Origin of the sequence: Limimaricola cinnabarinus LL-001 (assembly GCF_000466965.1) — a bacterium.
Classification (GTDB): domain Bacteria; phylum Pseudomonadota; class Alphaproteobacteria; order Rhodobacterales; family Rhodobacteraceae; genus Limimaricola; species Limimaricola cinnabarinus.
In genome coordinates, this window is record NZ_BATB01000036.1 from 1 (window position 1) to 20,701 (window position 20,701).

Sequence of the window (20,701 nt, forward strand, 5' to 3'; positions counted from 1 at the left end):
CTCGATCATGCCGCGCCTCATGTCTCGCCCCAGGGCTTGAGCTTTCTGGACAAAAAATCGTTGGCGACCGCCAGCTCGCCAATCTTGGCATGCAGCTCCTTCACCTGCGCCTCGTCGACTTCGGGCGTCTTCTTTCCGCCCCGCTCGAAGACCCCTGAAGCGCCCTCGAGCAAAGCCCGCTTCCACTGATGGATCAGCGTGGGATGCACCCCGAACCGGCTCGCCAGCTCGGCGGCCGTTTGTTCGCCTTTCAAAGCTTCCAGCGCGACCTTGGCCTTGAAAGCAGGCGCGTGCTGCTTGCGTTTCGACATCTCTGATCTCCTCGTCGGTGAAGATCAGCAGACAGCAAATCGTAGCTTACGTCAGTGCCCTGAAACCGGGGAGCACCTCATGAGAATACCAGCATCCGCCAGCGCCAGACCGTGTATTTGTCGACCCCGAGCAGCAATGCAAGCTTCCGTACCGACTGCGGCGCAGAAGTGCCCAACATGTCCCGAAGCACGACCATGAACAGGTCAGGTCGATGAATGCGGCCCAGGACAGAGCCAGTCCGGCCCGAGTAGGTTTTCCCGCACCCCCGGCACCGGTAGCGTTGAATGCCGGTGCGCGTTCGTTCCCCACTTCTGTCGGTGTTCGATACCGCAGGACGGGCACGGTTTCTCATGGCTTGCGCGCGCTTCGATCTCGGAGATCGCCTCCGTTCTTCGTCGGGGATCCATGATCTTTGTCTGGGCATGCTCGATCTGAGCAGGGTTCAGATCGCCGAGTGCGTCCAGGAGACGTCGAAAGTCGTGGTGTAGCACCGGGTGTCCTCCGTGGTGTTCACGGAAAAAGGTTGGCCTCTTTGTTCGAAAGCGAAGCGCGCCAACACATTTTGCGGACACCCCCTTACTATTTAGTAACTTGCTTAACGTCGCGTGCCGGTCTTGTCGCGCGGGCCCGATCCGCCTAACCCCGGCCCCATCCAGATCGGCACTTGAACGGAGCAGCGGACATCATGCAACGGCGCGGCCTTCTCATCATCCTGTCCTCGCCCTCCGGCGCCGGCAAATCGACGCTGGCGCGGCGCCTGCGCGCTTGGGACCCGACCTTGGGCTTCTCGGTCTCGGCCACGACCCGCGCGCCGCGACCGGGCGAGACCGATGGAGCCGACTATCACTTCGTCAGCGAAGAGCGGTTCAAGCATCTCGTGGCCGAAGGCGAGATGCTCGAGCATGCCCGCGTCTTCGAAAACTATTACGGTAGCCCACGCGGGCCGGTGGCAGAGGCGACCGAGGCCGGGCGCGACGTGTTATTCGACGTCGACTGGCAGGGCGCGCAGCAGATCTCGAACAGCCGCATGGCCGACCAGGTGCTGTCGATCTTCATCCTGCCGCCCTCGATCGAAGAGCTGCACCGCCGCCTCGTCGGGCGCGCGCAGGACGCGCCCGAGGTGATCGAGCGGCGGATGCAGAAAAGCTGGGACGAGATCAGCCATTGGGACGGCTACGACTACGTGCTGGTCAATGACGAGCTTGACGTAACCGAGGCACGGCTCAAGATCATCATCGAGGCTGAACGTCTGCGCCGCAGCCAGCAGCCCTGGCTTCTTGACCATGTGCGCGGGCTGCAGGCGGAGTTCGAGGAGAGATCATGACCATCTACGCGCTCGACGGAGAGACCCCCGAAATTGATGCGACCGCGTGGGTCGCCCCCGGTGCCCATGTGATCGGAAAGGTGACGCTGGCCCCCGGAAGCTCGGTCTGGTTCGGCACGACGATCCGCGGCGACAATGAGCGCATCAGCTTGGGCGAAAACACCAACGTGCAGGAAAATTGCGTGCTGCACACCGACATGGGCTTTCCGCTCGAGATCGGCGCGGGCGTCACCGTCGGCCACAAGGCGATGCTGCATGGCTGCACGATCGGCGAGAACTCCTTGATCGGCATGGGCGCCACGGTGCTCAACGGCGCGCGGATCGGCCGCGACTGCCTGATCGGCGCGGGCGCGCTGATCACCGAGGGCAAGGAGATCCCCGATGGCAGCCTCGTGATGGGCGTGCCGGGCAAGGTGATCCGCCAACTCGACAAGGCCGCGATCGCGAAGCTGCGGCAATCGGCGCTCAACTACCGCGACAACGCGGTCCGGTTCCGAAGCGGTCTCGAAGCGATCTGAGATGCCGTGCGGATCAGCTGCCGGACGCATGCGCGATCAGGTCGAAATCGATCCACGGCGCGATCGTGCGGATCTCGTCACGCACCATCCATGCGCCGCGGACCGATGTCCTGACGAGCACCCGGTAGGGGCCGTCATAGCCCAGCGCCGTCAGCCTGAGCGCCAGATCCACCGCGTCGAACCGCGGCCCCATCAGGTCCGAGACGATCATCACCGGCTTCAGGCAGTAGAGAAGCTCCGATGTCACCTGATCGAAACCGCAGTACCGCAAATCCTGCAATGTCTCGGCCGGGACCCTCACGGCTCTGCTCGGGGTTCGCGCGACCTGACCGACGGCGAGCGTGATCTGCCCGTGATCATCATTGCGGACGAGCGGGTCGAGTGTCATGCGATATAGCTCCGGCGACAGCGCCATTCATGCGCAATGTGTGATTAGGCCGCAGGCTCTACAGATTCGGGGGGGTGAATGGAACATTCAATCGCGCCGCGACCGAAACACCGTGACGGCATGGCCGGGAGTTGAGTGCTAAATCATGGAATCCCTTGATTCTCTCATGGCGGCCTTGCCGCTTCCGGTGCTGCTGATCGGCCCTGCCGAACGGATCGAGGCCGCGAATCCCGCGGCCCGGACCCTTCTGGGTGCGGCACAGACGGGGCGGCACTATATCACCGCGCTGCGTCAGCCCGCCGTGCTCGACGCAGTGGAGGCGGTGCTGCGCGACGGCAAAGAGCGGCGCGCGCGCTATCTCGGGCGTTCGGGCAGCCGCGACACCACGTGGGACGTCACGGCGGGGGCCGTGCAACTGCCCGGCGGGCGCGGCGTCGCACTCAGCTTCGAGGATGTCACGGCGGTCGAGGCGGCTGGCGCGATGCGGCGCGATTTCGTCACTAATGTAAGCCACGAGCTGCGCACGCCGATCACCGCGCTGTCGGGCTTCATCGAAACGCTGCGCGGCGCGGCGCGTGACGACGCCGCCGCGCGGGATCGGTTCCTCGGGATCATGGAGCGCGAGGCCGCGCGCATGTCGCAGCTCGTCTCCGACCTGTTGTCGCTCAGCCGCGTCGAGCAGGACGAACGGCTGCGCCCGACCGCACCGGTCGACCTGTCGGGCCTGACGGGGCAGGTGATCGCGCTGTTGGAGCCGATCGCCGCGCAGGCCCGTCTGCGGCTGGTGTTCGAGGGTCCGGAGGCGCCGGTCGTGGTGCCGGGCGACGAGGAACAGCTGCGGCAGGTGCTGACCAACCTCATCGGCAACGCGATCAAGTATGGCGGCACGGAGCGTCCGGTCGAGGTCACGCTCACCGCGCCCGAGATCCAGCGCGACCTGCGCGGTCCCGGCGTACGGCTCAAGGTGCGCGACCATGGCGACGGCATCGCCGCACATCACCTGCCGCGGCTGACCGAGCGCTTCTACCGCGTCGATCCGCACCGCTCGCGCGCCGTGGGCGGCACCGGGCTCGGTCTCGCCATCGTCAAGCATATCGTGAACCGCCATCGCGGCCGGCTTCGGATCGAGAGCGTGCAGGGGCAGGGCAGTTCCCTCACCGTGGTCCTGCCCAGCGAATAACGCGCGTGAATGTCAGCCCTTGTCGTAGGGTCATCCGCGCTAGATCGCGGGCTGTCATGAAAGTTTTACACAACTGTCACAAAACGGAGTTCCCACGTAACTAATCGGACGGCAACGGGGCGCCGCGGCGCTCCGGGGGAATGAAAAAACAGGAGCGATCCATGTCCTTCGTCAAGATGACCGCCTCGAGCGCGGCCCTCATCGCCGCCACCGCCGGCTTCGCCACCGCCCAAGGGCGCGACAACGTGCAGGTCGCCGGCTCCTCGACCGTGCTGCCCTATGCCTCGATCGTCGCCGAGGCCTTTGGCGAGAACTTCGATTTCCCGACCCCGGTCGTGGAATCGGGCGGCTCCTCGGCCGGTCTCGCGCGGTTCTGCGAAGGCGTGGGCGAAAACACCATCGACATCGCCAATGCCAGCCGCGCGATGCGCGAGGGCGAGGTCGAGGCCTGTGCCTCCAACGGCGTGAACGAGATCATCGAAGTGCGCGTGGGCTATGACGGCATCGTCTTCGCTTCCGACATCAGCGGCGAGAGCTTCGCCTTCACCCCTGCCGACTGGTACAACGCTCTGGCCGCCGAGATCCCCGAGGGCGGCGAGATGGTCTCGAACCCCAACACCAGCTGGGCCGATGTCAACGCCGACCTGCCCGATCAGGAAATCCTCGCCTTCATCCCGGGCACCAAGCACGGCACCCGCGAAGTCTTCGAGGAGAAGGTGCTGCTCGCGGGCTGCGAGGAGACCGGCGCGATGCAGGCGATGTTGGACGCCGGCATGGACGAGGACGCCGCCGAGGCGGCCTGCATCAAGACCCGCACCGATGGCGTGTCGATCGACATCGACGGCGACTACACCGAGACGCTGGCCCGTATCGAGGCCAACCCGAACGGCATCGGCGTCTTTGGCCTCTCCTTCTACGAGAACAACACCGACAGCCTGCAGGTCGCGACCATGTCCGGCGTCGAACCCTCGACCGAGACCATCGCGTCGGGCGAATACCCGGTGTCGCGCCCGCTCTACTTCTACGTCAAGAAGGCGCATCTCGGCGTGATCCCCGGCCTGCAGGAATTCGTGGAATTCTTCGTGGCCGACGAGATCGCCGGTCCCGACGGCCCGCTGGCGGCCTACGGCCTCGTGGCCGACCCCGAGCTTGCCGCGACGCAAGAGACGGTGGCGAACGGCACCACCATGGACGCGATGTAACGCAGCCGTTATCGGAGAGGGGCGGCGGCAACGCCGCCCCCGACCGGTCTAGCATCCGCGCACGACAGACCCGACACCGCCCCGGCCCGACGCGACCCCGCTTCGGGCCTCGACAATTGAAGGCCCCGCCATGTCCCCGTCCTGGATCGCCCTGATCGTCCTGGCCATCGCCGCTGCCGGTTTCGTGCTGGCCCGCGCGCGTGCGCAAGGTGCGGCCAAACGCGAGGAGCGCAGGCTCCACTCCCTCCCGAATTACTATGGCTGGACCGCCGCGATCTATGCCGCGGGGCCCGCGCTCCTGCTACTGGCCGTCTGGTTGCTGGCCCAGCCCGTCGCGACCCGAAGCCTCGTCTGGCCGGTGCTCGAAGCCGAGGCCGGGGAGGGTGCCGCACCCTCGCTGATGATGGCGACGTGCAACGTCTCGCCGCCGGGCTCGACGCCGCCGTCGCGCGCGGCACGCTCACCAACGCCGCCGCGCGCGACCTGCCGCCCGAGGCGTTGCGCGCGCAGATGGCGTCGCAGGGCGTGGCGCTCGGCTCGGACGTCACCCCGGCCACCCGCGACGCGGCGCTGCACTGGCGGCGCATTTCCGGCACCGGCGATCTGGCGCGCGGCATCGCCGTGATCGGCCTCGCCCTTGCGGGGGCGGCTTGGGGCATCCGCCGCGCCCGGCCTGATTTCCGCGCCCGCAACGCCGTCGAACGGGCAATGCGCGGCGTACTGATCTCGGCCGCGCTGATCGCGATCCTGAGCACGGTGGGCATCGTCCTGGCGCTCGTCTTCAACACCATCGAGTTCTTCCGCCTCTATCCGGCGGCGGAGTTCTTCTTCGGCACGACTTGGAGCCCGAGCTTCGGCGGCGGTTCCGAGCTTGGCATCCTGCCGCTCCTTTGGGGCACGCTCTACATCTCGCTGATCGCGCTTCTGGTGGCGGTGCCGATCGGTCTCTTCGCGGCTGTCTACCTTGCCGAATACGCGCATCGCAACGTCCGCGCATGGGCCAAGCCGATGCTGGAGATGCTCGCGGGCATCCCGACCATCGTCTACGGCCTCTTCGCGCTGCTCACCGTCGGCCCGCTGCTGGTCGAGGCCTTCGGGCGCGGCGGCTGGCTCGGCTTGGGCTGGATGCAGGGCGGCACCGCCGTCATGACCGCGGGCCTCGTCATGGGCATCATGCTCATCCCCTTTGTCTCGTCGCTGTCGGATGACATCATCAACGCGGTGCCGCAGAGCCTGCGCGACGGGAGCCTCGGCCTCGGGGCGACCCGCTCCGAGACGATCCGCCAGGTGGTGTTGCCCGCCGCACTTCCCGGCATCGTCGGCGCGGTACTGCTCGCGGCATCCCGCGCCATCGGCGAGACGATGATCGTGGTGCTGGGGGCAGGGGCCGCGGCCCGGCTGTCGATGAACCCGTTCGACGCCATGACCACGGTGACCGCCAAGATCGTGAGCCAGCTCACCGGTGACGCCGATTTTTCCTCGCCCGAGGCGCTGGTCGCCTTCGCCCTCGGCATGACCCTCTTCGTGATCACGCTGGCGCTGAACGTCGTCGCGCTGTGGATCGTGCGCCGCTACAGGGAGCAATACGAATGACCGATATCCCGCAATCCGGCGCGTTCCCGGCCGACCGCCCCGCGCCCAAGGGGGGCTCGCTGCTCGTCACCGATGCGCGCACGAAAAAGCGCAACCGCGCCGAACGCCGCTTCAAGGCCTATGGCATCGCAGCGCTTGGCATCGGCATGCTGTTCCTCGTGGCGCTCCTTTGGGCGATCCTGTCGAACGGGCTGACCGCCTTCACCCAGAGCTACGTGCAGCTCGACGTGCCCCTCCTCGAGGAAAAGCTCGACAAGGACGGCGACCGCGACCCGGCCAAGATCGCCAAGGTCTCGACCTTCGGCTATGCGCCGTTGATCGAGCAGGCACTCACCGATCTGGTCGAAAGAACCGGCGTCGAGACCGAGCTCGCGCCCAAGGCCCTGACCAAGATCCTCTCCTCCTCGGCCGCCGCGCAGCTGCGCGACCGGGTGCTCGCCAACCCTGAACTGATCGGTCAGACCGTCTCGGTCGAGTTACTGGCCTCGAGCCGCGTCGATGGCTATCTCAAGGGCCGCGTCAGTCGCGCCAGCCTCGCGCGCGACAAGAACCTCGACGCCGAACATCTCGACCTGATCGACGCGTGGCGCGACGCGGGACTGGTGGAAAAGAGGTTCAACTGGGATTTCATCACCGGGGCCGACGCCTCGGATTCGCGCCCCGAGCAGGCGGGCATCGGCGTCGCCATGCTGGGTTCGCTCTTCATGATGCTGGTGGTGCTGATCCTGTCGCTGCCGATCGGCGTCGCGGCCTCGATCTACCTTGAGGAATTCGCACCGCAGAACCGGCTCACCGACCTCATCGAGGTCAACATCTCGAACCTCGCCGCCGTGCCGTCGATCGTCTTCGGTATCCTCGGCCTCGCCGTGTTCATCCAGTTCATGCACCTGCCGCAATCGGCGCCGCTGGTCGGTGGCCTCGTGCTGACGCTGATGACGCTGCCGACGATCATCATCTCGACCCGCGCCTCGCTGAAATCGGTGCCGCCCTCGATCCGCAACGCGGCGCTCGGCGTCGGCGCCTCCAAGATGCAGGCGGTGACGCATCACGTGTTGCCGCTGGCGATGCCGGGCATTCTCACCGGCACCATCCTCGGCCTCGCGCAGGCGCTTGGAGAGACCGCGCCGCTGCTGCTGATCGGCATGGTCGGCTACATCGCGACCAACTATCCCGAGGGCGTGGCCGAGGGCTTCCTCGCGCCCAACTCGGCGATGCCGGCGCAGATCTACGAATGGGCCAAGCGGGCCGATCCGGCCTTTTACGAGCGCGCCTGGGGCGGCATCATCGTGCTGCTGGTGTTCCTCTTGGCCATGAACCTCATTGCGGTGCTGCTGCGCCGCCGCTTCGAGCGGCGCTGGTGAGCGCTTACAGGGCAGGGGGCCCCGACATGAACGACATGCGAACCATGGACAATGCCGTGTTGAACGAGACCAAGATCACCGCGCGCGACGTGCACGTGCATTACGGCACCACCCACGCGATCAAGGGCGTCGATGTCGACATCGCCGACCGCACCGTCACTGCCTTCATCGGGCCGTCGGGCTGCGGCAAGTCGACCTTCCTGCGCTGTCTCAACCGGATGAACGACACCATCCCCGGCGCGGTGGTCACCGGCGAGATCAAGATCGACGAGGCCGACATCTACGACCCCCGCGTCGATCCGGTGCAGCTTCGCGCCAAGGTCGGCATGGTGTTCCAGAAGCCGAACCCGTTCCCGAAATCGATTTACGACAACGTGGCCTATGGCCCCAAGATCCACGGGCTTGCCCGCAACAAGGCCGAGCTCGACGAGATCGTCGAGAAAGCACTGCGCCGCGGCGCGATCTGGGACGAGGTCAAGGACCGGCTGCACGCGCCGGGCACCGGGTTGTCGGGCGGCCAGCAGCAGCGCCTGTGCATCGCCCGTGCCGTCGCGACCGAGCCCGAGATCCTGCTGATGGACGAGCCGTGCTCGGCGCTCGACCCGATCGCCACCGCGCAGGTCGAGGAGCTGATCGACGAGCTGCGCCAGAACTTCTCGGTGGTGATCGTGACGCATTCGATGCAGCAGGCCGCACGGGTTAGCCAACGCACGGCCTTCTTCCACTTGGGCAACCTCGTCGAATACGGCGAAACCGGCAAGATTTTCACCAACCCCGAGGACAGCCGCACCGAGAGCTACATCTCGGGCCGGATCGGGTAAGGGAGCAGGGACATGCACGACAAGCAGCACATTGCCTCGGCCTTCGACCGCGACCTCGAGAACATCCAGGCGCTGATCCTCAAGATGGGTGGTCTCGTCGAGGCCGCGATCATCGACGGCGCCCAGAGCCTCGCCGACCGCGACATCGAGAACGCCGAGCGCGTGCGCCGCGGCGACAAGGTGATCGACGCGATCGAGGAACAGCTCAACGAGGAAGCCGCGCGGGTGATCGCGATCCGCGCCCCGGTGAGCCGGGATCTGCGGGTGATCCTGTCGGTGCTGCGGCTCGCCGCCAGCCTCGAACGCATCGGCGACTATGCCAAGAACATGGCCAAGCGCACCTCCGTTCTCGCCGAGCTGAGCCCGATCGAGGGCTCCGATGCCGCGCTCAAGCGCATGGCGCGCGAGGTGCAGAACATGCTCAAGGACACGCTCGACGCCTTCGTGCGCCGCGACGCGGATCTCGCCGCCGAGGTGCTGCAGCGCGATCAGGACGTGGACCAGATGTACAACGCGCTGTTCCGCGAGTTCCTGACCCACATGATGGAGGACCCGCGCGCGATCACCGCCTGCATGCACCTGCATTTCATCGCCAAGAACATCGAGCGCATGGGCGATCTCGTCACCAACATGGCCGAGCAGGTGATCTATCTCATCACCGGCCAGATGCCCGACGAGGACCGGCCCAAGGGCGACAACACCTCCTATGTGTCGAGCCCGGAGTGAACCGATGCGCCAAGTGCAGCCCCATGTCCTGATCGTCGAGGACGAGCCGTCGCAGCGCGCGGTGCTGAGCTACAACCTCGAATCCGAAGGCTTCCGCATCTCCGAGGCCGAAGATGGCGACGCCGCACTCTTGATGGTGGCCGAGGATGTGCCCGACCTGATCGTGCTCGACTGGATGCTGCCGGGCGTCACCGGCATCGAGATCTGCCGCCGCATCAAGGCGCGGCCCGAGACGCGCGACGTGCCGATCATCATGCTCTCGGCGCGCTCCGAAGAGGTCGACCGCGTGCGCGGCCTTGAGACCGGGGCCGATGATTATGTCGTGAAGCCGTATTCCGTGACCGAGCTGATGGCACGGGTGAAGGGCCAACTGCGCCGCTCGCGTCCGGCGGGCGTGGGCGAGACGCTGAGCTTCGAGGACATCACGCTTGACGCCGAGACGCACCGCGTGCACCGGGACGGGCACATGCTGAAACTCGGGCCGACGGAGTTTCGTCTGCTGGCGACCTTCCTCGAAAAGCCGGGCCGGGTTTGGAGCCGCGAGCAACTGCTTGACCGGGTCTGGGGGCGGGATGTTTACGTCGACACGCGCACCGTCGATGTGCATATTGGTCGACTGCGCAAGGTGCTGTGCGCGCATGGCGGCGCCGATCCGCTGCGCACGGTGCGCGGCGCGGGATATGCGCTGGGGTAGCGATCTATCAAGGAGTGAAGGGGATAACGGGCATTGCTTGTTGCGCGTAACGGCTATCTCATAATGAAGATTATGTAACTATTTACCTCATCCTATCGGTCACTTTGGGCTTTTTGAAGAAAGTGTTAACATTCGACATGGCCCTCATGTCGAACACATTGTCCCGAAGTGCCGCGCTGAGCTTCATCTCGCGTGTGGCACGGACCGGCGATGACATGATCTTGTGGGACATGCTGTGCGAGCGCATGTCCGATTACGGCCTGAATCGTTTGCTCTATGGCTTTACCCTTCTGCCCGAACCCGACCCGCTCGACCCGGCGAACTGGCTGCTGCGCAGCAGCCACGCCGAGAGTTACAACCGTCGCCTCGTCGCCGATGGTCTCTATCTCGACACCCGATACGGAAACTGGGCCCGGGATTACAGCGGTACCCTGCTTTGGAGCCGTCAGGACATTCTGACGCCCGGTGATCCCGCCAGCGAAGCGCGCCTGCGCGACCTCAACCAGTCGCATCAGGTGCATGCCGGTGTCATGGTCAGCTTTCCTTTGCTGCCGCAGAAGTCGCGCGGGATCCTCATCCTCGCGGCGCGGCCCGAAATGCCGCAATGCCGGATCGACCGGATCTGGCTGCAGCGACGCGACGAGATCGAGGCGCAGATTCACGCCTTTCATCTCAGGTTTCAACTGATCTTCGCGGTGGCCTGCCGCCTTACTCCCCGCCAGAAGGAAGTGCTGCGCTGCGTCGCCGCCGGCTTCACCGTACAGCAGATCGCCGAGGAGCTGACATTGAGTGTCGCGACCATCGACAAGCATCTGCGGCTGGCGCGCGAGGCGCTTGATGCGACGACGACGGCCCAGGCGGTGGCACGGGCGCTCCGCTTTCATCAGCTCTATTCTTAAGGCGAGGATCGCCCCGACCGAGGTCCAGATTACCGGACTTTCAACGAGTCGCCGATCGTGACAAGGTTGTGGTGTTGACGAGTGATGGTCGTTTTGACCCTTTGCACCGCCCCCTTGGATCTATCCCATTCGGTGCGGGCATCTCCGACAGCAGCAGGTCGGACTTCAGCATGAGCACGCCGCGCCCGTCACCGCCGCCGGGCGCGGCACTCCGTTTTCCATCACCTTGTTGCAGAAATGCAAAACGCCGCCTGCGATGCAGGCGGCGTTTGCCGTCGGGCCTCAGTTCGGGCTCAGCCCTTGGCGACCTTGGCCACTTCGGCGGCAAAGTCTTCTTCGACCTTCTCGATGCCCTCGCCCACGGCAAGGCGCACGAAGCCGGTGATCGTCACGCCCGCCTCTTTTGCGGCGGCTTCGACGGTCAGGTCGGGGTTCACGACGAAAGCCTGACCCAGCAGGGTCGACTCGGCCATGTACTTCTTCATGCGGCCTTCGATCATCTTCTCGATGACGGCCTCGGGCTTGCCGCTCTCGCGGGCGATGTCCATCTGGACCTGCTTTTCCTTCTCGACCATCGCGGGGTCGAGATCGGCCTCGCCGAGTGCTGCGGGGTTGGCGGCGGCGATGTGCATCGCGACCTGACGGCCGAACGCCTCGTCACCGCCCGAGAAGGCCACGAGCACGCCGATGGTGCCCATGTCGGTGGCAGCGGCGTTGTGGACATAGGTCACGACGCTCTCGCCTTCGATCGCGGCCATCCGGCGCAACGTCATGTTCTCGCCGATCTTGGCGATCGCATCGGTGACGAGGGTCTCGACCGGCTTGCCGTCGACCTGCGCTGCCTTCAACTCCTCGAGGCTCGACGTCTTGACGCCGGCCTTGGCGATCTTCGAGACGAGGTTCTGGAAGTCGGCGTTCTTGGCAACGAAGTCGGTTTCCGAGTTCAGTTCGATCGCGACGCCACGGCCACCCTCGACGGCGACGGCCACGAGGCCCTCGGCGGCGGTGCGGCCGGATTTCTTGGCGGCTTTCGCCAGGCCCTTGGTGCGCAGCCAGTCGACCGCGGCTTCCATGTCGCCGTCGGTTTCGGTCAGCGCCTTCTTGGCGTCCATCATGCCTGCGCCGGTGTTCTCGCGCAGTTCCTTGACCATGCTCGCGGTGATCGCCATCGCGTCTCTCCTAGAATTTGAATGGACTCCGGGCGCGGCATATCCGCGCCCGGCAACCGTGATGTAACGGTGCGCCTTACTCGGCGGTGGCGGCTTCGGCGTCGGCGGCGAGCTGCTCTTCGGTGTACTGCTCCATCGCACCCATGTCGACGCCGGCGGCGCCGAGTTGCGCGCTCATGCCGTCAAGCGCGGCGCGGGCGGCGAGATCGCAGTAGAGCGAGATCGCGCGGGCGGCGTCGTCGTTGCCGGGGATCACGTAATCCACGCCATCGGGCGAGCAGTTGGTGTCGACCACGGCCACGACCGGGATGCCGAGCTTCTTGGCTTCGAGGATCGCGAGGTCTTCCTTGTTGACGTCGATGACGAACAGCAGGTCCGGAACGCCGCCCATCTCGCGGATGCCGCCGAGCGAGGCCTGCAGTTTGATCTGCTCGCGCTCCATGCCCAGACGCTCTTTCTTGGTCAGGCCAGCAAAGCCCTGCTCGGAGGCTTCGTCGATGGCGCGCAGGCGGTTGATCGACTGCGACACGGTCTGCCAGTTGGTCAGCGTGCCACCGAGCCAGCGGTGGTTCATGTAGAACTGCGCGGACTTCTCGGCGGCGTCGGCGATCGGCTGCTGCGCCTGACGCTTGGTGCCGACGAACAGCACGCGGCCGCCCTTGGCGACGGTGTCACGCACGACCTGCAGAGCCTTGTCCAGCATCGGGACGGTCTGGGTCAGGTCCATGATGTGGATGCCGTTGCGGGCGCCGTAGATGTACTCGGACATCCGCGGGTTCCAACGGGCGGTCTGGTGGCCGAAGTGGACGCCAGCTTCGAGCAGTTGACGCATGGAGAACTCGGGAAGAGCCATGTCTGTAACCTTTTTCCGGTTTGGCCTCGGCGGAGGATCAGGGCGGCTGCCCCAACCGGTGGACCCCGGGGGATGTCTCCCGCCCGTGGCCCGCCCCCGCCTGCGGGATTGATCGTGCGCTGCCCTTAGCGCCAAGACCCCGCAAAGGCAACCCCGCTCAGGGTCTCCTGAGGCGCTTGATCAGCGACGAGGTGTCCCATCGCCCGCCGCCCATCTGCTGCACCTCCTTATAGAACTGGTCCACCAGCGCCGTGACGGGAAGGCTCACCGATAGCGCGTCGGCGGCGTCGAGGCAGATGCCTAGATCCTTGCGCATCCAGTCGACCGCAAAGCCATGCTCGAACTGATCGTCGAGCATGGTGCCGTGGCGGTTGACCATCTGCCAGCTTCCGGCGGCGCCCTGGCTGATCACCTCGACCAGAGCGCGCCCGTCGAGCCCGGCCTTCTCGGCGAAGGCCAGCGATTCCGACAGGCCCTGCACCAGCCCGGCGATGGCGATCTGGTTGGCCATCTTGGCAAGCTGGCCCGCGCCGCTCTCTCCGAGGCGTCTACAGATCTTGGAATAGGCGTCGATCACCGGTTCGGCCCGGTCGAAATGATCCTGCGCGCCGCCGCACATCACCGAAAGCTGGCCGTTCTCGGCCCCCGCCTGCCCGCCGGAGACCGGCGCGTCGACGAAACCGATCCCCAAGCTGTCCGCCTGCCCCGCAAGCTCGCGCGTGACGGCGGCGCTGACCGTGGTGTGATCGACGAAGAGCGCGCCGCGCTCCATTCCCGCGAAGGCGCCGTCCTCGCCGAGACAGACGCCGCGCAGGTCGTCGTCATTGCCGACGCAGGCAAAGACGATCTCGGCGCCTTGCGCCGCCTCTCGCGGGGTCGCGGCATGCTGCCCGCCATGCGCGGCGGCCCATTTCTCCGCCTTGGCGGTGGTGCGGTTATAGACCGTCACCTCGTGGCCCGCGCCCGCCAGATGCCCCGCCATGGGGTATCCCATCACGCCCAGTCCCAGAAATGTCAGCTTCGCCATCGTGCTCTCCCTGCCTCCCGGGGCTTTCGTTCGCCCCCGAGGCGCGATACTCACCATGCCCAACCGGCCCGTCAAGCGCGGGCGACCGCGCCTCGGAGGATCGATGGCCACTCTGTTTCGCTGGCTCCTGCGCCTGACCGTCGGCGCAATCCTTCTCGGCCTCGCCGGTTTCGTGCTGACATGGTGGTTCTTCGCCCGCTCCCTGCCCGATTACGACGCGCGCACTCGTGTCGCGGGGATCACCGCCCCGGTCGAGATCGTACGCGATCACGCCAACGTGCCGCATGTCTTCGGCCGCACCGACCGCGACGTTTTCTTCGCGCTCGGCTATGCCCATGCGCAGGACCGGCTGTGGCAGATGACGATGCTGCGCCGCACCGTGCAGGGACGGCTGTCGGAATTGTTCGGACAGCGCACCGCCGAAAGCGACGTGCTGATGCGCCGCCTCGATCTCTACCGCGCCGCCACCGCCTCGGTCGAGGATCAGGACGGCCAGACGCGCACGGCGCTCGACGCCTATGCGGCGGGCGTCAACGCCTGGGTGGGTGAGGTCAATACCGGCGCGCGCGGGCGCGGCGCACCCGAAATGTGGCTGTTCAATCAGCCGATCTCGCCATGGCAGCCCGCCGACAGCGTCGCGATCCTCAAGCTGATGGCATGGCAGCAATCCGATCACCTTCAGGCCGAGGTGCTGCGTGCGCGCAGCTCGCTGGTGCTTGAGGAGGACCGTTTGCGCGACATCCTGCCCGACGTGCCCGGCCCCGGTCTCACCGCCCTGCCCCGCTACGCCGATCTGATGCCCGAGATCCCCCAGCGGTTTGCCGCCATGGACCCCGATGCTCCGTTCGATCCCCTCTCGGCCAGCCTGCCTGCAACGCTGTCGGGCGCGTCCAACGCTTGGGCCGCCGGGCCGTCGCGCTCGGCCACCGGCGCGACGCTTCTGGCCAATGATCCGCACCGGCTGCTCACCGCGCCGTCGATCTGGTATCTGGCGCGGCTGGAACTGACCTCCGGCGGCGTCATCGGCGCGACCATTCCCGGCATCCCGCTGGTTCTGGCGGGCCGCAGCGCCGATCTCGGCTGGGGCATCACCGCCTCCTTCGCCGACGATCTCGACCTCTATGCCGAGGAGGTGAACCCGAAGAACGCCGCCGAGTACCGCACGCCCGAGGGCTGGGAGCGGTTCGAGGCGCGCGACAGCATCGTCGAGATCAAGGACGCCGCCGCCGTCACCCTGCGGCTGCGGCGCACCGCCAACGGCCCCGTCCTGCCGCCCGAGCAGTTCGCTCTCGACACGATCCGCCCGCGCGGCCACGTCATGACCCTCGCATGGTCTGGCCTGTCGGGCGACGACACCTCCATGACCGCCGGTCTGCGCCTGATGCAGGCGCGCTCGATCGAGGAGGCGATGCGCGCGGGCCGCCTGCAGGTCGCGCCGAGCCAGAACCTGATCCTCGCCGACCGCAACCGCATCGCGCTCAAGACCGTGGGGGCGGTGCCGCTGCGCGACCCCGGTCACCAGAGCCAGGGCCGCATGCCAACGCTGGGCCATGTGGCCGAAAACCGCTGGCAGGGCTGGCTGTCCTATGCCGACCTGCCCGAGACCTCCGAGCCGGCAGGTGGCCTCGTCGGCAACACCAACAACAAGACCGTGGACCGGCCTTTTCCCGAGCATCTCTCCTACCGCTGGGGCGACACGCAGCGGATCGCGCGCTGGCGCGGGCTGATGCAGTCGCGCGAGGTGCACACCCGCGACAGCTTCATCGAGGCGCAGCTCGACACGGTGAGTCCGACGGCGCGCGCCCTGTTGCCGATCGTCGGGGCCGACCTGTGGTTCACCGGCGAACCCGCCGCTGCGAACACGCCCGAGCGTCGTCGCCAGCGGGCGCTGGAGCTCTTGGGCGAATGGAATGGCGAGATGAACGAGCATCTGCCGGAGCCGCTGATCTATGCCGCATGGATGCGGGCGCTGCAGGAGCGGTTGATCCGCGACGATCTCGGCCCCCTCGCCAACGCCTACAGCCATGTCGAGCCGCTGTTCCTCGACCGGGTGTTCCGTGACATCGACGGGGCGTCGGCATGGTGCGACATCCGCCAGTCGGCCGCCGAGGAAAGCTGCGCCGACATCGCGCGCATGTCGCTCGACGATGCGCTGATCTGGATCTCCGAGACCTATGGCGACAATCTCGACGCGCTGCGCTGGGGCGATGCGCACGAGGCGCGGCAGGACCACCCGGTGCTGGGTCGCGTGCCCTTTCTCAACTGGTTCGTGAACATCCGCCAGAGCACCTCGGGCGGCGACAACACCCTGATGCGCGGCCTGACCGACGGGCGCGCGCCGAACCCGTTCCACAACGTCCACGCGGCGGGCTATCGCGGCGTCTACGACTTTGCCGATCCCGACAGCTCGGTCTTCATCATCTCGACCGGCCAGTCGGGCCACCCGCTGTCGCGTCATTACGATGATCTGGGCGAGCTGTGGCGGCGCGGCGAATACATCCCGATGTCGCTCGACCCCAGCCTCGCGCGCGGCGCGGCGGTGGGTATCACGCAGCTCATTCCCGCACCGCAGTGACGCGGAACCGGCGCAAGCCGCGCCGGTTGCCCCTCCGACAGCCAGCGGAGGACGAGATGAGCGGCAAATCGCACGAGCAGATCTGGGACGAGTTCCGCGATCTGGTGAACATGGCGCCCAAGGAGATCGAGGAGTTCCTCGACACCGAGGAGAGCAAAACGGTCGGCGACACCGGCGGCGATGGCGAAAGCACGGGCCACAAATCGGGCAAGCGCATCGTTGAGATCAAGCGCACCGACAAGACCGATCTGACCGACGACCAGTGGGACCACATGGCCAAGGTCGTGGGCTACATCAAGCGCCACAAGGCCCAGGGCGGCCCCGAGAGCGACATGGAGCATTCCAAGTGGCGCTACAGCCTGATGAACTGGGGCCACGACCCGCTGAAATAGGCGGTCAGACGGTCTCGCACAGCTCGATCCGGTTGCCGAACGGGTCCGACACATAAAGCCGGCGCAGCCCCGGCAGATCGATGTCGGGGCGCGCCTCGATCCCGACCGCGTCGAAGTGAAAGCGCAACGCCGCCAGATCGGCGACGCGGAACGCCGGATGCGCCTTGTGCGCAGGGACAAAGGGCGTCTCGACCCCGAGATGCAGCCTCAGGCTGCGCCCCTCGAACCAGACGCCGCCGCGACCGGCAAGCGCCTCGGGCTTGGCCACCTCGGTGAGCCCGAGCACGCCCCCATAGAACCGCCGCGCCGCATCTTCGCCGCCTTCGGGCATGGCAAGCTGGATGTGATGGAGTTCGAGGATCATCGGCGGGCCCCTGTCTTGTACCGCCTCCTGATAGCGCTATCGGTGCGGATCGTCATCCGCTTGCATACGGCGCGACGCGACGACATTCATGCGCGAACCCGTGCCGCCCAACGCGGCGCGGGTTTTTGGTCGAATGGGGTCAGAGCCGCTCGTAACGGGCCTTTTGCGCGGCGGACCAGCGGATTTGCATCTCGTGGCCCTCTTCGGTCGGCGTGTCGCCCTCGACGAGGCCTTGATCGAACAACCAGGCGCGCTTGCGACCGGCGGCGAAGGGCACCACGAGGGTTTCGAGATGTTTCACGCCGCCGAGCGCCTGGGAGATCGCGGCAAGCAGCGCCTCCATGCCTTCGCCGGTGACCGCCGAGACGGCGCTGACGCTCTCGGTGCGCCCGGCCCGCTCGAGTGCGGCCTCGTGCGCCTCTTCGTCCAACGTGTCGATCTTGTTCCAGACCTCGATCTTCGGCGTATCGTCCGGCAGGCCGAGGCCTGACAGGATCGTCTCGACCTCACGCGCCTGTTCGGCCGTCTGGGCATGGCCGATGTCGCGCACATGCAGCACCAGATCGGCGTCGAGCACTTCTTCGAGCGTGGCGCGGAACGCCGCGACGAGCTCGGTCGGCAGGTCCGAGATGAAGCCCACCGTGTCCGACAGGATCACCTCGTCGCCGGTGGGCAGCACCACGCGCCGCATCGTCGGGTCGAGCGTGGCGAAGAGCATGTCCTTGGCCATCACCTCGGCCCCGGTGAGCCGGTTGAACAGCGTCGATTTCCCGGCGTTGGTATAGCCCACCAAGGCAACGATCGGAAACGGCACCTTGGCGCGCGCGGCGCGGTGCAGCGTGCGGGTCTTGACCACCTTGTCGAGCTGGCGTTTGAGCCGCACGAGCTGTTCGTCGATGGCGCGGCGGTCGCTTCGATCTGCGTCTCGCCGGGGCCGCCGACGAAGCCCAATCCGCCGCGCTGCCGCTCGAGGTGGGTCCAGGCGCGGACCAGCCGCGTGCGCTGATAGCTGAGCGCCGCCATCTCGACCTGCAGCACGCCCTCGCGGGTGGCGGCGCGATCGCCGAAGATCTCGAGGATCAGGCCGGTCCGATCGAGGATCTTTACCTTCCATTCCTTTTCGAGATTTCGCTGCTGCACCGGGCCGACATGGCCGTCGATCAGCACCAGCTCGACCTCGTTGGCTTGCAGCCGCTGCTTCAGCTCTTCGATCTTGCCGGTGCCGAACAGCATGCCGGGGTGGCGCTTGGGCAGGCGCACGATCTCGGAACCGAGCACGTCAAGGCCCGGCAGCGCATCGGCCAGCGCCACGGCCTCGGCCAGCGCGGCCGTGGCTCACGCCGGCTGTTGTCGTTCTTGATCTCGGGGTGGATCACCCAAGTGCGGGTATCCGGGGCCTCGGGGATGTAATAATCGGTCAATCTTCACCGTCATAGAGGTTTACCGGCTGCGACGGCATGATGGTCGAAATCGCGCTCTTGTAGACGAGCTGGGATTGTCCATCACGGCGCAGCAGCACGCAGAAATTGTCGAACCAAGTGATCACGCCCTGCAGCTTCACGCCGTTGATCAGGAAGATCGTCACCGGCACCTTGACCTTGCGCACGTGGTTCAGGAAGGCGTCCTGAAGGTTCTGCTTGTCTCCGGCCATCACCGTCCCTTTTATTCTTGCGGCCGCGTATCGGCCTTTTCCCTCGTTGAAAAGGAGTATGTCCGCAGGATGGTGGAGTTTCCAGCCCGGAAATCCGTGCAAAGCCGCACCGGCCCCCGCGCGTGGCTTAACTGCGCCAACTCGACGGGTTCAGGAGCGCGATGATCGCCAGCGTCTCGAGCCGGCCCAGAACCATCGCCGCCGCGAGGATCGCCTTGGCCATGCCGGGGATGCCCGCATAGGAGATCGGGTATTGCGCGCCCATCTCGGCCAGCGGCCCGGTGGTCGACAGCGCTGCCACCGTCAACGTCATCGCCACCTCGAACTGCACCCCCGCGAGCGACAGCGCCAGCATCACCGCCGTCACCGACAGCGCGAAGAGCATGAAGAAGATCCACGAGATGAACGCGCCCTCGCGCCGGATCCGCCGCGCTTCGATGCCGTCGCCGCCGACGGAATTCGGATGCACCAGCCGCTCCAGCTCGCGCTTGCCATGCATCCACAGCGCATAGACGCGCATCAGCTTGACCCCGCCCGCCGTAGTCGCCACGCCACCACCGATCAGCGCCAGCCCCACGAGGACGAGCCCCGGCGTCTCCAGCCCCGACCATTCGGCGGCGCCGAGCCAGTAGCGGCTTTCGAAGCCGGCGGTGGTGAGAAAGGACGAGACGGTGAAGACCGCGCCCCACAGCGCCGAGAGCGCCTCGGGCAGGTCGGCCTCGGCGCGATCCTCGACCGCACCGAAGAAGTGCCGCGCGAAGAGAAGCCCCGGCACGATCAGCACCAAAGCGAGCCCCATGCGCAGCTCGGGGTCGCGCATCAGCCGCCCGCCATGATCGCCGAACATGTTGCGCGCAAAGGTAAGCCGCGACAGCGCGAAGACCGAGAAGATGAGGATCAGAATTTCGCCCAGGAGGCCCGAATTGCTGTAGCGCAGCCCGCCTACCGGGCTGATGCCGCTGGTGGCCAGCGTCGACATCGCGTGGCAGAAGGCCACGAAGGGCCGGTCGCCCGCCGCCACGAGGCCAAGCCACAGCAGACCCGTCAGCGCGGTATAGATCGGTAGCAGCCGCGCCGCGTAGCGCACCAGCCGCTCGGAGGGGTCGGCGACGCGGGTGATCTGGCTCAGCCGCGCGCCGCCCTCGTTCGGCAGGGCCGAGCTGCGCACTTCGAAGCCGCCGAGATTCATCGGTGCGAGGATCGACACCGCTGTCACCCAGATCAGCAGCCCGCCGAGCCAACCGACGAGGGCGCGCCACAAATGCAGGCTGTCGTTGAGGCGTACCACGTTGTCATAGACCGTGGCCCCCGTGGTGGTGAAGCTCGACACCATCTCGAACCACGCGTTGAGGAACGAGGTCGTTCCCAGCGCCTCGTGGAACGGGATCGCGAAGATCACCGGCAGCACCGTGAAGGCCGCGAGCAGCGCCGAAAGCTGGCTGCGCGGCACGCTGGCGGGGCGGTAATTCGCCGTGGCCAGGCCGATCAGCAGCGACAGCATCAGCCCGAGGATCGCGCCATAGAGGAAGGTGCGCGACGTCAGCCAATCCTCGCGCACCAGCGCGTGCACCGCCGGCAGCAGCATCGCCGCCGAGCCCATCGCCATCAGCAGCACGAAGAACGGGATGCGGGTCAGGCGGCGCTCCATCGCT

Annotated in this window: 19 protein-coding genes and 2 pseudogenes; 12 read left to right on the forward strand and 9 right to left on the reverse strand. The window is 66.5% G+C overall.

Features of this window, described 5'->3' with window-relative positions; translation table 11 throughout:
* Positions 1-17: 17 nt before the first annotated feature.
* Positions 18-311: an IS3 family transposase gene (locus tag MBELCI_RS21705; protein WP_021694481.1), complete on the reverse strand. Its 294-nt coding sequence runs from the start codon at positions 309-311 to the stop codon at positions 18-20.
* A 686-nt stretch (positions 312-997) separates the two neighbouring features.
* On the opposite strand from MBELCI_RS21705, the gene gmk reads away from it, so the two are divergent.
* Both gmk and MBELCI_RS11995 read left to right on the forward strand, forming a co-directional pair.
* Positions 998-1,636, forward strand: coding sequence for a guanylate kinase (gmk, locus tag MBELCI_RS11990; RefSeq protein WP_021694483.1), 639 nt, complete (start codon positions 998-1,000; stop codon positions 1,634-1,636).
* On the forward strand, positions 1,633-2,154 hold the full coding sequence (locus MBELCI_RS11995; RefSeq protein WP_021694484.1) for a gamma carbonic anhydrase family protein: 522 nt from the start codon (positions 1,633-1,635) through the stop codon (positions 2,152-2,154). The genes gmk and MBELCI_RS11995 overlap by 4 nt, the downstream gene beginning before the upstream one ends.
* 13 nt (positions 2,155-2,167) lie before the next feature.
* Here the strand turns inward: MBELCI_RS11995 and MBELCI_RS20870 are convergent, their stop codons facing one another.
* Entirely contained in the window at positions 2,168-2,542 is a 375-nt protein-coding gene (locus MBELCI_RS20870) for a hypothetical protein (protein WP_021694485.1), read from the reverse strand.
* 145 nt (positions 2,543-2,687) lie between these two features.
* On the opposite strand from MBELCI_RS20870, the gene MBELCI_RS12005 reads away from it, so the two are divergent.
* From MBELCI_RS12005 to MBELCI_RS12040, 8 genes and pseudogenes are all read left to right on the forward strand, one after another.
* Entirely contained in the window at positions 2,688-3,722 is a 1,035-nt protein-coding gene (locus tag MBELCI_RS12005; protein WP_021694486.1) for a sensor histidine kinase, read from the forward strand.
* Between the two features lie 161 nt (positions 3,723-3,883).
* Complete coding sequence (locus MBELCI_RS12010; protein WP_021694487.1) at positions 3,884-4,924, forward strand: substrate-binding domain-containing protein; 1,041 nt, start codon at positions 3,884-3,886, stop codon at positions 4,922-4,924.
* A gap of 130 nt (positions 4,925-5,054) precedes the next feature.
* Positions 5,055-6,517, forward strand: a pseudogene (gene pstC, locus MBELCI_RS22310) (phosphate ABC transporter permease subunit PstC).
* A complete protein-coding gene (pstA, locus tag MBELCI_RS12020) occupies positions 6,514-7,878 on the forward strand; it encodes a phosphate ABC transporter permease PstA (RefSeq protein ID WP_021694489.1) in 1,365 nt (454 codons plus the stop codon). The pseudogene pstC and the gene pstA overlap by 4 nt, the downstream one beginning before the upstream one ends.
* Before the next feature lie 26 nt (positions 7,879-7,904).
* Positions 7,905-8,699 (forward strand): phosphate ABC transporter ATP-binding protein PstB, encoded by a 795-nt coding sequence (pstB, locus tag MBELCI_RS12025; RefSeq protein WP_045320094.1) that lies wholly within the window; start codon positions 7,905-7,907, stop codon positions 8,697-8,699.
* 12 nt (positions 8,700-8,711) lie between these two features.
* The gene (phoU, locus tag MBELCI_RS12030; RefSeq protein WP_021694491.1) at positions 8,712-9,425 is read left to right on the forward strand and encodes a phosphate signaling complex protein PhoU; all 714 of its coding nucleotides are present in this window, start codon (positions 8,712-8,714) and stop codon (positions 9,423-9,425) included.
* Positions 9,426-9,429: 4 nt separating this feature from the next.
* The gene (gene phoB, locus MBELCI_RS12035) at positions 9,430-10,119 is read left to right on the forward strand and encodes a phosphate regulon transcriptional regulator PhoB (RefSeq protein WP_021694492.1); all 690 of its coding nucleotides are present in this window, start codon (positions 9,430-9,432) and stop codon (positions 10,117-10,119) included.
* Between the two features lie 146 nt (positions 10,120-10,265).
* Positions 10,266-11,018 (forward strand): helix-turn-helix transcriptional regulator, encoded by a 753-nt coding sequence (locus tag MBELCI_RS12040; RefSeq protein WP_021694493.1) that lies wholly within the window; start codon positions 10,266-10,268, stop codon positions 11,016-11,018.
* Between the two features lie 293 nt (positions 11,019-11,311).
* Here the strand turns inward: MBELCI_RS12040 and tsf are convergent, their stop codons facing one another.
* The 3 genes from tsf to MBELCI_RS12055 all read right to left on the reverse strand — a co-directional run bounded on the left by tsf (position 11,312) and on the right by MBELCI_RS12055 (position 14,067).
* Complete coding sequence (tsf, locus tag MBELCI_RS12045) at positions 11,312-12,187, reverse strand: translation elongation factor Ts (protein ID WP_021694494.1); 876 nt, start codon at positions 12,185-12,187, stop codon at positions 11,312-11,314.
* A gap of 76 nt (positions 12,188-12,263) precedes the next feature.
* Positions 12,264-13,040 (reverse strand): 30S ribosomal protein S2, encoded by a 777-nt coding sequence (gene rpsB, locus MBELCI_RS12050; RefSeq protein WP_021694495.1) that lies wholly within the window; start codon positions 13,038-13,040, stop codon positions 12,264-12,266.
* A gap of 157 nt (positions 13,041-13,197) precedes the next feature.
* Entirely contained in the window at positions 13,198-14,067 is an 870-nt protein-coding gene (locus MBELCI_RS12055) for an NAD(P)-dependent oxidoreductase (RefSeq protein WP_021694496.1), read from the reverse strand.
* 103 nt (positions 14,068-14,170) lie between these two features.
* On the opposite strand from MBELCI_RS12055, the gene MBELCI_RS12060 reads away from it, so the two are divergent.
* Together MBELCI_RS12060 and MBELCI_RS12065 are read left to right on the forward strand one after the other, a co-directional pair.
* Positions 14,171-16,642, forward strand: a complete 2,472-nt coding sequence (locus tag MBELCI_RS12060) for a penicillin acylase family protein (protein ID WP_021694497.1) — start codon at positions 14,171-14,173, stop codon at positions 16,640-16,642.
* Between the two features lie 56 nt (positions 16,643-16,698).
* Positions 16,699-17,034, forward strand: a complete 336-nt coding sequence (locus tag MBELCI_RS12065) for a DUF3140 domain-containing protein (protein ID WP_021694498.1) — start codon at positions 16,699-16,701, stop codon at positions 17,032-17,034.
* Between the two features lie 4 nt (positions 17,035-17,038).
* Here MBELCI_RS12065 and MBELCI_RS12070 read toward each other — a convergent pair whose 3' ends face one another.
* From MBELCI_RS12070 to MBELCI_RS12085, 4 genes and pseudogenes are all read right to left on the reverse strand, one after another.
* Positions 17,039-17,398 carry a VOC family protein gene (locus tag MBELCI_RS12070; RefSeq protein ID WP_021694499.1) on the reverse strand — a complete coding sequence of 120 codons (360 nt, stop codon included), beginning with the start codon at positions 17,396-17,398 and terminating at the stop codon, positions 17,039-17,041.
* Between the two features lie 139 nt (positions 17,399-17,537).
* Positions 17,538-18,819 (reverse strand): annotated as a pseudogene (hflX, locus tag MBELCI_RS12075) (GTPase HflX).
* Complete coding sequence (gene hfq, locus MBELCI_RS12080; RefSeq protein ID WP_021694502.1) at positions 18,816-19,049, reverse strand: RNA chaperone Hfq; 234 nt, start codon at positions 19,047-19,049, stop codon at positions 18,816-18,818. The pseudogene hflX and the gene hfq overlap by 4 nt, the downstream one beginning before the upstream one ends.
* 127 nt (positions 19,050-19,176) lie before the next feature.
* Positions 19,177-20,697, reverse strand: coding sequence for a TrkH family potassium uptake protein (locus tag MBELCI_RS12085; RefSeq protein WP_021694503.1), 1,521 nt, complete (start codon positions 20,695-20,697; stop codon positions 19,177-19,179).
* Positions 20,698-20,701: the final 4 nt, after the last annotated feature.